The organism is Pseudomonas sp. OG7 (genome assembly GCF_014192825.1).
Classification (GTDB): domain Bacteria; phylum Pseudomonadota; class Gammaproteobacteria; order Pseudomonadales; family Pseudomonadaceae; genus Aquipseudomonas; species Aquipseudomonas monteilii.
This window is the reverse complement of record NZ_JACHYK010000013.1, coordinates 116,275-128,354: the sequence shown is the minus strand read 5'-3', so window position 1 is coordinate 128,354 and position 12,080 is coordinate 116,275. Positions and strand designations below refer to the sequence as shown.

General features: G+C 61.2%; 10 protein-coding genes. 9 read left to right on the top strand and 1 reads right to left on the bottom strand.

Going from position 1 to position 12,080, the window contains the following annotated elements; all coding sequences use genetic code 11:
* Positions 1–118: 118 nt before the first annotated feature.
* From FHW75_RS26150 to FHW75_RS26140, 3 genes are all read left to right on the top strand, one after another.
* Positions 119–1,513, top strand: a complete 1,395-nt coding sequence (locus FHW75_RS26150; RefSeq protein ID WP_016715324.1) for an MFS transporter — start codon at positions 119–121, stop codon at positions 1,511–1,513.
* A gap of 9 nt (positions 1,514–1,522) precedes the next feature.
* Positions 1,523–2,068, top strand: a complete 546-nt coding sequence (locus FHW75_RS26145; RefSeq protein WP_025754600.1) for a single-stranded DNA-binding protein — start codon at positions 1,523–1,525, stop codon at positions 2,066–2,068.
* 310 nt (positions 2,069–2,378) lie between these two features.
* Positions 2,379–2,837, top strand: a complete 459-nt coding sequence (locus FHW75_RS26140) for a hypothetical protein (protein WP_039614600.1) — start codon at positions 2,379–2,381, stop codon at positions 2,835–2,837.
* 232 nt (positions 2,838–3,069) lie between these two features.
* On the opposite strand, the gene FHW75_RS26135 is transcribed toward FHW75_RS26140, so the two are convergent.
* Positions 3,070–4,452 carry a PLP-dependent aminotransferase family protein gene (locus FHW75_RS26135; protein ID WP_084297511.1) on the bottom strand — a complete coding sequence of 461 codons (1,383 nt, stop codon included), beginning with the start codon at positions 4,450–4,452 and terminating at the stop codon, positions 3,070–3,072.
* 199 nt (positions 4,453–4,651) lie between these two features.
* Here FHW75_RS26135 and FHW75_RS26130 point away from each other — a divergent pair, with 199 nt between their 5' ends.
* The 6 genes from FHW75_RS26130 to fdhE all read left to right on the top strand — a co-directional run bounded on the left by FHW75_RS26130 (position 4,652) and on the right by fdhE (position 11,964).
* Positions 4,652–5,437 carry a TSUP family transporter gene (locus FHW75_RS26130; protein ID WP_084297510.1) on the top strand — a complete coding sequence of 262 codons (786 nt, stop codon included), beginning with the start codon at positions 4,652–4,654 and terminating at the stop codon, positions 5,435–5,437.
* Positions 5,438–5,458: 21 nt separating this feature from the next.
* On the top strand, positions 5,459–6,220 hold the full coding sequence (locus FHW75_RS26125) for an SDR family NAD(P)-dependent oxidoreductase (RefSeq protein WP_084297509.1): 762 nt from the start codon (positions 5,459–5,461) through the stop codon (positions 6,218–6,220).
* Between the two features lie 147 nt (positions 6,221–6,367).
* A complete protein-coding gene (gene fdnG / locus FHW75_RS26120; RefSeq protein WP_141099617.1) occupies positions 6,368–9,436 on the top strand; it encodes a formate dehydrogenase-N subunit alpha in 3,069 nt (1,022 codons plus the stop codon).
* Positions 9,436–10,386 (top strand): formate dehydrogenase subunit beta, encoded by a 951-nt coding sequence (fdxH, locus tag FHW75_RS26115; protein WP_019096689.1) that lies wholly within the window; start codon positions 9,436–9,438, stop codon positions 10,384–10,386. The genes fdnG and fdxH overlap by 1 nt, the downstream gene beginning before the upstream one ends.
* The gene (locus FHW75_RS26110; protein WP_084297508.1) at positions 10,383–11,039 is read left to right on the top strand and encodes a formate dehydrogenase subunit gamma; all 657 of its coding nucleotides are present in this window, start codon (positions 10,383–10,385) and stop codon (positions 11,037–11,039) included. Before fdxH ends, FHW75_RS26110 begins: the two co-directional genes overlap by 4 nt.
* A gap of 4 nt (positions 11,040–11,043) precedes the next feature.
* The gene (gene fdhE, locus FHW75_RS26105; protein ID WP_019096687.1) at positions 11,044–11,964 is read left to right on the top strand and encodes a formate dehydrogenase accessory protein FdhE; all 921 of its coding nucleotides are present in this window, start codon (positions 11,044–11,046) and stop codon (positions 11,962–11,964) included.
* Positions 11,965–12,080: the final 116 nt, after the last annotated feature.

The window sequence follows — 12,080 nt, the reverse complement described above, 5'->3', positions numbered from 1 at the left end:
TTGGCGGGCATAAACAAGGAAGTATACGGCGCGCCAGTATGACGCGGCAAAGCGTCGCGTAGATGCCGTTACGCTGTCGGACTGATAGAATCGCCGCCGGTTCACACGAGGTTAATCCATGCACGACACCCACAACGAGCGCATGAGTGGCGGCGAAACCCGCGCCGCTGGCGGCCTTGCCCTGGTCTTTGCCTTTCGTATGCTGGGCATGTTCATGGTCTTGCCGGTACTGGCCACCTACGGCATGGACCTGGCCGGTGCCACCCCTGCGCTGATCGGCCTGGCCATTGGCGCCTATGGCCTGACCCAGGCGGTATTGCAGATCCCGTTCGGGATGATTTCCGACCGCATCGGCCGCCGGCCGGTGATTTACCTGGGGCTGGTGATTTTCGCCCTGGGCAGTGTGCTGGCGGCCCAGGCCGACTCCATCTGGGGTGTGATCGCCGGGCGTGTTTTGCAGGGCTCCGGTGCGATTTCTGCCGCCGTCATGGCGCTGCTGTCCGACCTCACCCGCGAGCAACACCGGACCAAGGCCATGGCCATGATCGGCATGAGTATCGGCCTGTCGTTTGCCGTCGCCATGGTCGTCGGCCCCTTGCTGACAAGTGCCTTTGGCTTGTCAGGATTGTTCCTGACCACGGCAGGGCTCGCCCTGGTAGGCATCTTGCTGATTGCCGTTGTCGTGCCCAACACGCATAGCATCCTGCAGCACCGCGAATCGGGCGTGGCGCGCCAGGCACTCGGCCCAACCCTGCGTCATCCGGACCTTCTGCGCCTGGACGTAAGCATCTTCGTCCTCCATGCCATTCTCATGGCCAGCTTCGTCGCGCTGCCGCTGGCCTTCGTCGAGCGCGGTGGGCTGCCCAAGGAGGAACACTGGTGGGTATACCTGACCGCATTGTTCATCTCATTTTTTGCAATGGTCCCGTTCATCATCTACGGCGAAAAAAAGCGCAAGATGAAACGCGTGTTGGCCGGCGCTGTCAGTGTCCTGCTGCTGACAGAGATATACTTCTGGGAGTGGGCTGACGGTTTGCGCGGACTGGTGATTGGCACCGTGGTATTCTTTACCGCATTCAACCTGCTGGAGGCATCGCTGCCTTCGCTGGTGAGCAAGGTGTCGCCTGCCGGTGGCAAGGGGACGGCGATGGGGGTGTATTCCACCAGCCAGTTCCTCGGTGCGGCGCTGGGCGGGATCCTTGGTGGCTGGTTGTTCCAGCACGGTGGGCTGGACACGGTGTTCCTCGGTTGCGCGGTGCTGTGTGCCATCTGGCTGGTCGTCGCCTTGCGCATGAACGAGCCGCCTTATGTGACCAGCCTGCGCATGCCGCTGACGCCTGAGGCAGTCCGGGAAGCCGGCCTGACAGAGCGCCTGATGGCCGTGCCGGGTGTGACCGACGCTGTGGTGGTGGCTGAAGAAGCCGCTATCTATATCAAACTGGATACGAAAATTTTGGACCGTGCGACCCTCGAGCGACTGGTGAACCCAGCCTCTTCGGCGTGCGAAGCCTAGGAGAACGTTATGGCCCGTGGGGTTAACAAAGTCATTCTGGTCGGCACCTGTGGCCAGGATCCCGAAGTCCGCTACCTGCCCAACGGTAACGCCGTGACCAACCTGAGCCTGGCTACCAGCGAGCAGTGGACCGACAAGCAGTCGGGCCAGAAGGTAGAGCGTACCGAGTGGCACCGTGTGTCGCTGTTCGGCAAGGTTGCCGAGATCGCCGGCGAGTACCTGCGCAAAGGTTCGCAGTGCTACATCGAAGGCAAACTGCAGACCCGTGAGTGGGAAAAAGACGGTATCAAGCGCTACACCACCGAGATCATCGTCGACATCAACGGCACCATGCAGCTGCTGGGCGGTCGTCCGCAGGGCCAGCAGGGCGGTGACCCGTACAACCAGGGTGGCGGCAACTACAACCAAGGTGGTCAGCAGCAACAGTACAACCAGGCCCCGCCGCGCCAGCAGGCCCAGCGCCCGCAACAGGCCCCTCAGCGCCCGGCGCCGCAGCAGCCAGCGCCACAGCCGGCGGCTGACTTTGACAGCTTTGATGACGATATTCCGTTCTGATCCAAGCCGTTAAGCAGCTGGCAAAAAACCAAAAACCCAAGGCAGATGTCTTGGGTTTTTTTATGAGCAAACAGTGGTAGTGCTGTGCGGGCTTTCCTCTAAAAAGAAAGCGGCGAGGATAGGCGCCAGCTTCGCGATATTGCGGGAATCTCGGCAGCCCATTGAGTAGGAAAAATGCCTATAAGATATTGCCAATTTTATATGGTTATAGGAAACGCTGATCGTAAATGTCAGAGACTTCTGAAGTTTTAGTGGAGCGCACTTTTTTCTATTCTGATCGCTTAGTATTCACTTTTTAAAGGAGTGGATCATGCAAAGTGCTGAGAAGGAATGCCTGTTAGGTCAAATAAACCTGAAATCAGATGCGCGAAACTACGATGTCTCCGGTTTTTCCGAGATGTATGCGGCTCATCTTGAGGGGCCTGCTGGGGACGCTGCGTTTTACGGTCGAGTACTAATAGGCATTGGTTTCGCAATTTCCGCACTGGGCCTTGGCATCTTCCTGTTTGGGCCTGAGGTTATTTATTATGACCGGTTTTCAGGCCCAACTCTGATTCAACACATACAAGCGAACTCCGGCCTCGTTGCAATGGCCGGCGGGTTGATAATGGCGTGGGGCGGGAAGCAGCGGGATGAAGGCATTGTTTATCGGGAGGATTTTCTCCTGTCCCATTACAAGTTTGTAACGGAAGATGGGCAAGATGTTAGCGGTCAGGTTTCTGTCCGATATCTGGAAGGAGATAATTTCAGTGTATTCATCGACTTGTAGTCGAGCGAGTATGTTCGGGCCTTGTTAGCGTCACATTCGACATTGATTCAAGTTATGCCTCTTACTTGACAGTCTGCCCTCAGATCTTTTGGCTGGTGCCGTTCTGCTGTACCTGTTTGGTTGACGGCTACAAATCGAGCCCTGTGAAACCGAGTGCCTGTTGGAGTGGTCTCGCGTCGCGAAACGGGCGCATAGTGCCCCAATGGCACGACTACACCAATACCAGTCCAGTTCAATAAAACAACCGCGGCTCCGGCGAGTCCAGCAAGCTGACCAGCTTGGTCAGGGCAAAGCCCAGTTCCTGGCGGCTGGGGGCCATCAGGGCGATGCGCACGCCGCAGCTGGCGTGGCTGCGCTCTGGCAGGAACTGGCTGCCACTAACTACCGTGACGCCGTTGTTACGCGCCAGGTTGGCGAATTCGTCGCTGGTCCACGGCTCGGGCAACTCCAGCCAGATGTGGAAGCTGTTGGGCTGGCTGCGGATCTTGTACTTGCCAAGGATCTCATGGGCCATTTGCTGGCGCGCGGTAGCCTCTTCCTGTTGTTCTCGCACCAACTGGTCGGCCATGCCGCTGTTGATCAGGTTGCTGGCCAGTTGTGCCATCAACGGCGATGGCATCCAGACGCTGCTGCGTACCATCGACGATAGCCGCGAGAGGGTTTGCGGTGGTGCGTATAGGTAACCGATACGCAGCGCCGGCAGCACACTTTTGGACAGGCTGGTGAGATACACCGAACGTTCTGGCGCATACGCTGCCAGTGGCTGGTAATCCGGGGCGGGTTCAAGGAAGCCGTAGATGTCGTCATCGACGATGAACAGGTCGAACTCGCGAGCGATCTCGGCGATGGCCTGGCGCCGTGCGTGGGGCATGATCGAGTTGGTCGGGTTCTGGTGCGTGGTGACGCATATCAGCAGGGAAGGGCGGTGCTCCAGGCAGGCCGCGCGCAATGCATCAGGAATAATGCCGTGCTCGTCCATGGCCACACCATGCAGACGGCGGCCCATGCTGTGGGCGAGGGAGATGATGCCCGGGTAGCACAGCGACTCGCACAGCACCACATCGTCGTTCTTCGACAGGCTGCTGATGGCCACCAGCAGCCCATGCTGCGCGCCAGAGGTCAGTACAACCTGTTGCCAGCGTGCATCTGGCAGCCAGCGCTGAATCCAGGCCGCACCGGCTTGCTTGTGTGAGGTGTGGCCCCCCTCGGTCACGTAATCGAGTACTTGCCCCAAGTCCGAAGAAGCGGCCAGTTCGACGATGGCCGTGCCTAGCCACTCGCTCATGTGAGCGTCGTTGGGTTTGATGATCGAGAGATCGATCTGGCTGCTTTCGCCGGCAAGGGGGGCGGGCGCCGACGGGATAGGCAATGGCTGTCGCTGCTGTTTCACAAATGTGCCACGCCCGACTTCGCCAACCACCAGGCCACGCTTGGCCGCCTCGTCGTAGGCCCTGCCGACAGTGCCGGGCGTCACATTCAGTGCCTCGGCAAGGTCCTTGAGGGTGGGTAAGCGATCACCTGCTGCAAGCCGACCACTTTCGATGTCCTGTTCAAGGGCATTAGCGATCATCAGGTAAACCGGCTGGGTTTGATCGCCGTAATGAGGGACCCACATGGAAAACGCACCAGATTCTGCAAGAGCGCGCAGCCTAGCATGAAAGCTCAGATGCAGGTAATGATGGTAATCGTGAGAATTGAGTCGAATAAATTGATGATTGCACCGATTCAATTTTCGTAATTACAATCATCGCATCAATCAGGGCAGGCTCACTCACGTCGGCCTTGGCAAAACACGCCATTGGATGGGCTTTGCTATGGAAATTCTGGGTGCTTACTGGGCGGAACACTGGTTGCTGGCAATCCTCATGCTCGGCGCGATCGCCTTCGTTGCAGGCTTCGTCGACAGTATTGCCGGTGGTGGCGGTCTGTTTCTGGTACCGGGCTTTTTGCTGGTTGGCATGCCGCCGCAGGTGGCACTGGGCCAGGAAAAACTGGTCAGTACCCTTGGCACGCTGGCGGCCATTCGCAACTTCCTGGCCAACAGCAAGATGGTCTGGCAGGTGGCGTTGGTCGGGGTGCCGTTCTCACTGCTGGGTGCTTACCTGGGGGCGCACTTGATCGTGTCGATCTCGCAAGAGACTGTAGGCAAGATCATCCTGGCGCTGATCCCGTTCGGGATCCTCATCTTCCTCACCCCCAAGGACCGCCCGGTAGCGGAGCGAGAGCTGTCTTCTCGCATGCTCTACACCGTGGTTCCGTTGACCTGCTTGGCCATCGGCTTCTATGACGGCTTCTTCGGCCCCGGCACAGGCAGCATGTTCATCATCGCCTTCCATTACCTGCTGCGCATGGACCTGGTCTCCAGCTCGGCCAACTCCAAAACCTTCAACTTCGCTTCCAACATCGGCGCCTTGGTCGCCTTCGTCATCGCCGGGAAGGTCGTCTACCTGCTGGCATTGCCGCTGGTGGCCTGCAACATCCTGGGTAACCACCTGGGCAGTGCCCTGGCGCTGCGCAAAGGCAACGGAGTGGTACGCAAGGCGCTGGTGTTCTCGATGCTTTGCCTGTTCACCAGCCTGGGCGTGAAGTACCTGGCCTGACCTACTGATAGGAGAAAACTGATGAAAACCGCATTCGTAACTGGCGCCTCCTCGGGTTTTGGCCGTGCCATCTGCTGCACGCTGATCGGCAAAGGATACCGCGTGATCGGTGGCGCCCGGCGCATGGACAAACTGAAAGCGCTGGAGGCCGAGTTGGGCGTCAATTTCATTACGCTGGCGCTGGATGTCACCGACCCGGTGTCGCTGGAGACGGCGATCGAGCACATTCGGGATGCATCGCTGCAGATCGACCTGCTGGTCAACAACGCCGGGCTGGCGTTGGGCGTGGACCGAGCCCAGGCCAGCAGCGCCGAAAACTGGCAGCGGATGATCGACACCAACATCACCGGCCTGGCCATGGTTACCCACAAGATTCTGCCGCAAATGGTGGAAGCCGACAGCGGCATGATCATCAACATTGGCTCTATCGCCGGCACTTACCCCTACCCGGGCGGCAATGTGTATGGCGCCAGCAAGGCCTTCGTCCGACAGTTCAGCCTCAACTTGCGTGCCGACCTGGCGGGCACCCGAGTACGGGTGAGCAACATCGAGCCGGGGCTGTGCTCGGGCACTGACTTCTCGGTGGTACGTCTGAATGGCGACCTGGATGCGGTGCAGGCGTTGTATCGGGATGTCGAGGCCATCCTGCCGGAGGATATCGCGGCTACGGTAGCCTGGATTGCCGAGCAGCCGGCGCACGTGAACATCAATACCGTCGAGATCATGCCGGTGGCGCAGAGCAGCGCGGCCCTGAATGTGGTGCGCAACCTGCCGCGTGCCTGACCCGGGCCTTAACACTGACCCATGTCATCGCACCTTCCGGATTCTTGACTAGTCTTAACCATTGGCGGCCATCAATTGGCCGCCACCGTGACTACCAAGAGGCGCCGGCCATGTTCCGCGCGTCCACCACCTGATCAGGAGTGCACGATGGACCTGAACCGTCGGCAGTTCTTCAAGGTCGCCGCCGTCGGCCTTGGAGGCTCGAGCCTTGCGGCGTTGGGCATGGCCCCGACACCCGCATTCGCCGAGCAGGTGCGTCACTTCAAGCTGGCGCATACCAAGGAAACCCGTAACACCTGCCCTTACTGCTCGGTCGGCTGCGGCCTGATCCTGTACAGCCAGGGCGATGCGGGCAAGAACGTCAAACAGAACATCATCCATATCGAAGGTGACGCCGACCACCCGGTCAACCGCGGCACCCTCTGCCCGAAAGGCGCTGGCCTGCTGGACTTCATCCACAGCCCGAGCCGCCTGCAGTACCCCGAGGTGCGCAAGCCGGGTAGCAAAGAATGGACGCGGGTCAGCTGGGACGAGGCGCTCGACCGCGTCGCCGACCTGATGAAACAGGACCGAGACGCTAACTTCATCGAGAAGAACGCCCAGGGGCAAACCGTAAACCGCTGGCTCACCACCGGTTTTCTGGCTGCCTCCGCCGCCTCCAGCGAGGCAGGCTACCTGACCCACAAGGTCGTCCGCGCAACAGGCATGCTGGGGTTCGATAACCAGGCACGTGTCTGACATGGCCCGACGGTGGCAAGTCTTGCCCCGACGTACGGCCGTGGCGCCATGACCAACCACTGGTCCGATATCGCCAACGCGAATCTGGTCCTGGTGATGGGTGGCAACGCAGCAGAAGCGCATCCGTGCGGCTTCAAATGGGTGACCGAGGCCAAGGCGCATAACAAGGCGCGGCTGATCGTGGTCGACCCGCGGTTTACCCGTACCGCTTCGGTGGCCGACTACTACGCACCGATTCGTACCGGTACCGACATCGCCTTCATGGGCGGGTTGATCAATTACTTGCTGAGCAATGACAAGATCCAGCACGAGTATGTGCGCAACTACACCGATGTGTCGTTCATCGTCAAAGAGAACTATGGCTTCGAGGATGGCCTGTTCAGCGGGTACGACGAGGCCAAGCGCGTGTATTCCGATAAGTCCGGCTGGGGTTACGAGCTGGGTGAAGACGGCTTTGCCAAGGTCGACCCGACGCTGCAGCACCCGCGCTGCGTGTTCCAGTTGATGAAGCAGCACTACAGCCGCTATACACCGGAACTGGCAAGCATGACCTGTGGCATGCCGCAGGACGCCATGTTGAAGATCTGGGAAGAGATCGCCACCTGCTCGGTACCGGGCAAGACCATGACGATCCTCTATGCGCTTGGCTGGACGCAGCACTCGATCGGCGCACAGATCATCCGCAGTGCGGCCATGGTCCAGCTGCTGCTGGGCAACGTCGGCATGCCCGGTGGTGGGGTCAACGCCTTGCGCGGGCACTCCAATATCCAGGGTCTGACCGACCTGGGCCTGCTGTCCAACTCGTTGCCGGGCTACCTGACCCTGGCCGGTGATGCCGAGCAGGACTATGCCGCCTATATCGACAAGCGCGCCTCCAAGCCACTGCGTCCTGGCCAACTGTCGTACTGGCAGAACTACGGCAAGTTCCATGTCAGCCTGATGAAGGCCTGGTACGGCGCCAATGCCACGGCGGAGAACAACTGGGGCTACGACTGGCTGCCCAAGCTCGATGTACCGGCCTACGACGTGCTGCGCATGTTCGAGATGATGGGCCAGGGCAAGGTCAACGGCTACATGTGCCAGGGGTTCAACCCGATTGCCGCGCTGCCGGACAAGAACCGTGTCACTGCCGCCCTGAGCAAACTCAAGTGGCTGGTGATCATGGACCCGCTAGCCACCGAGACCTCGGAGTTCTGGCGCAACGCCGGGCCGTTCAACGATGTCGACACGGCCAACATCCAGACCGAAGTGATCCGCCTGCCCACTACCTGCTTTGCCGAGGAAGACGGCTCGCTGGTCAACAGCAGCCGCTGGCTGCAGTGGCACTGGAAGGGCGCCGACGGCCCGGGCGAGACCCGCACCGACGTTCACATCATGAGCGAGTTGTTCCTGCGCCTGCGCCGACGCTACCAGGCCGAAGGTGGCGCCTATCCTGACGCGCTGATGAACATCAACTGGCCATACAAGGTCCCTGAAGAGCCATCCCCGGAGGAGCTGGCCAAGGAAATGAACGGCTGGGCGGTGACGGACGTCACCGATCCGACTGGCGCAGTGCTCAAGGCCGGCCAGCAACTGGCGGGCTTTGGCCAGCTCAAGGACGACGGCAGCACTGCGTCCGGTTGCTGGATCTTCTCCGGCAGCTGGACCGAGCAGGGTAACCAGATGGCTCGCCGTGACAACAGCGACCCGTACGGCATGCACCAAGTGCAGAACTGGGCCTGGGCCTGGCCGGCCAACCGCCGCATCCTCTACAACCGTGCCTCCAGCGACCCGCAAGGCAAGCCGTGGGACCCGGAGAAGAAGCGCTTGGTATGGTGGAACGGCAAGGCCTGGACCGGTACCGATGTGCCGGACTTCAAGGCCGACTCGCCGCCCGAGGCCGGGATGAACCCGTTCATCATGAACCCCGAAGGCGTGGCCCGCTTTTTTGCCATCGACAAGATGGCAGAGGGGCCGTTCCCCGAGCACTACGAGCCGTTCGAAACGCCGATCGGTATCAACCCGCTGCACCCGCAGAACAAGAAGGTGGTCAGCAACCCGGCTGGCCGCATCTTCGACTCGGTGTGGGACACGCTCGGCACGCATGACGAGTTCCCCTACGCGGCGACCACCTATCGGCTGACCGAGCACTTCCACTTCTGGAGCAAGCATTGCCGGCTCAACGCCATCGCCCAGCCCGAGCAGTTCGTCGAAATCGGCGAGGTGCTGGCCAACGAGAAAGGCATCAAGGCCGGCGACCGGGTGCGGGTGTCGAGCAAGCGCGGGCATATCGATGCGGTGGCGGTGGTGACCAAGCGGATTCGCCCACTCCAGGTCAACAACCAGACCGTGCACCAGATCGGCATTCCGTTGCACTGGGGTTTCACCGGCGCTACCCGGCATGGCTACCTGACCAACACCCTGGTGCCATTCCTCGGTGACGGCAACACCCAGACGCCAGAGTCCAAGTCGTTCCTCGTCAAAGTGGAGAAACTCTGATGGCCAGCCAAGACATCATCGCCCGCTCGGCCACCACCACCGTACCGCCTTCGGTACGCCAGCAGCAGGAAGTCGCCAAGCTGATCGACACCACCAAGTGCATCGGCTGCAAGGCCTGCCAGGTGGCGTGCTCGGAATGGAACGAACTGCGTGACGAGGTCGGCCACAACCACGGCACCTACGACAACCCCCAGGACCTCACCGCCGAAACCTGGACCCTGATGCGCTTCACCGAGCACGAGCGCGATGACGGCAACCTGGAGTGGCTGATCCGCAAGGATGGCTGCATGCACTGTGCCGAACCGGGTTGCCTGAAGGCTTGCCCGAGCCCGGGGGCGATCATCAAGCACGCCAACGGCATCGTCGACTTCAACCAGGACCACTGCATCGGCTGCGGGTACTGCATCACCGGCTGCCCGTTCAACATCCCGCGTATCTCGCAGAAGGACCACAAGGCGTACAAGTGCACCCTGTGTTCCGACCGCGTGACCGTGGGCCTGGAGCCCGCCTGCGTGAAAACCTGCCCGACCGGGGCGATCGTGTTCGGCAGCAAGGACGAGATGAAAGTGCATGCCGCCGAGCGCATTGTCGACCTGAAGTCGCGGGGCTACGACAAGGCCGGGTTGTACGACCCGGATGGCGTCGGCGGCACCCATGTGATGTATGTGCTGCACCATGCCGACACGCCGAAGCTCTACGCCGGCCTGCCGGACCAGCCGGTGATCAGCCCGTTGGTGGGGTTGTGGAAGGGCTTCACCAAGCCGCTGGCGCTGCTGGCCATGGGCGCGGCGGTATTGGCCGGGTTCTTCCATTATGTGCGGGTTGGCCCCCAGCGGGTCGAAGAGGAGGAGCACCCCACGCCGGCGGATGACAATGTGCATCAGGTGGATCCTGCGGTCCATGTCTACGACCCGACCAAGCCCGGTGGGCAAGGGGAGCAGCGGCCATGAACGACAACAAACCCATCCTGCGCTACAACGCCAATGAGCGGACAAACCACTGGATTGTGGCAATCCTGTTCATCCTGGCGGGGCTGTCGGGGCTGGCGCTGTTTCATCCGGCGCTGTTCTGGCTCAGCCACCTGTTTGGCGGCGGGCCGTGGACACGCATCCTGCACCCCTTCATCGGGGTGGCGATGTTCGCGTTCTTCCTCGGCCTGGTGTTCCGTTTCTGGCGCGCCAACTTCATCACCGCCAACGACCGCCTGTGGCTACGTCGCATCGATCGGGTGATGGTCAATCGAGAGGATGGCGTGCCGCCCATCGGCAAGTACAACGCCGGACAGAAGCTGCTGTTCTGGACCTTGCTGGCGTGCATGCTGGTGCTGCTGGTGAGTGGGGTGGTGATCTGGCGAGCGTACTTCAGCCACTGGTTCGGCATCTATACCATTCGCTTGTCTGCGCTGCTGCACGCGCTGGCGGCGTTCGTGCTGATCCTCAGCATCATCGTGCACATCTATGCCGGCATCTGGATCAAGGGCTCGATCGGCGCCATGCTGCATGGCTGGGTCAGCCGCGCCTGGGCACGCAAGCACCATGAGTTGTGGTACCGCGAAGTGACCGGCGACAAGACGCCGGGCAATCACGGACGAAAAGAAGGATGAGCGCTTGAGCACGATACTCGAACCCGGGCAGATCGAAGCGTCGGCGGTGATGCCGCCGTTTCTGCACCTGCCGCCCGCCAACCTGTTTGACGTGCGCGCTGCACGTCTGGATCAGCTGGCCGAGGGCAACGCACTTGGCGACTACCTGAGGCTGGTGGCGCGGTTGTGCCGTGTCCAGCAGCAGCTTGTGGATAACCCGCCCGCTGGCGTGCCGGTGGCCGAGGAACGTCAGCGCCTGTGCATAAGTCATGGTTTACCGCCGCTGGCGGCGGACAGCCTGGTGCGCGAAGGGCCTTGGCTGGTTTGGTTACAGGCCCTCCTTGAGCACTTCAACGGTGAAAACAGTGGCCCGCTGGGTGAGGCCTTGCAGGTGCTGCGTGGCAGTGATGAAAACCAGCGCAAAGGCTGGGGCATCGCTTTGCTGGCAGGGCAGTATGACGCGGTGCCAGCGGCATTGGTGCCGTTCCTCGGGGCTGCGTTGCAGGCGGCCTGGTCCAGCTGGCTGCTGGCGTTGCCAACGCCGGAGCTGAAACCTGCTGGCAGCCTGGCCCAGTGCCCGGCCTGCGGTTCGCCGGCAATGGCCGGGGTGGTGCGCAACCGTGGCAAGCACAATGGCCTGCGTTACCTGGCCTGCTCGTTGTGTGCCTGTGAATGGCATGTGGTGCGGGTGAAGTGCGTGTATTGCGAGTCGAGCAAGGACTTGCGCTATACCAGCCTTGAGGATGATCGCCATGCGCCGGGCAAGGCGCCATTGCGTGCCGAGTGCTGCCCGGGGTGCGAAAGCTACCTGAAGCAGAACTATCTGGAGAACGATGCGGCGGCCGAGCCTTTGGCCGACGACCTGGCCAGCCTGGCGCTGGATATGCGCCTGGACGAAGAGGGCTTTCATCGCCTGGCGCCCAACCTGATGCTTGCGCCCGGTTAGTGGGTGAGTGTCTACACTGAAAGACCGAGTTGCCTTCTTCGCGGGCACGCCCGCTCCCACAAGGACTGCGCAAGCCTCAAATACAGCGCGGACACTGTGGGAGAGGGCGTGCCCGC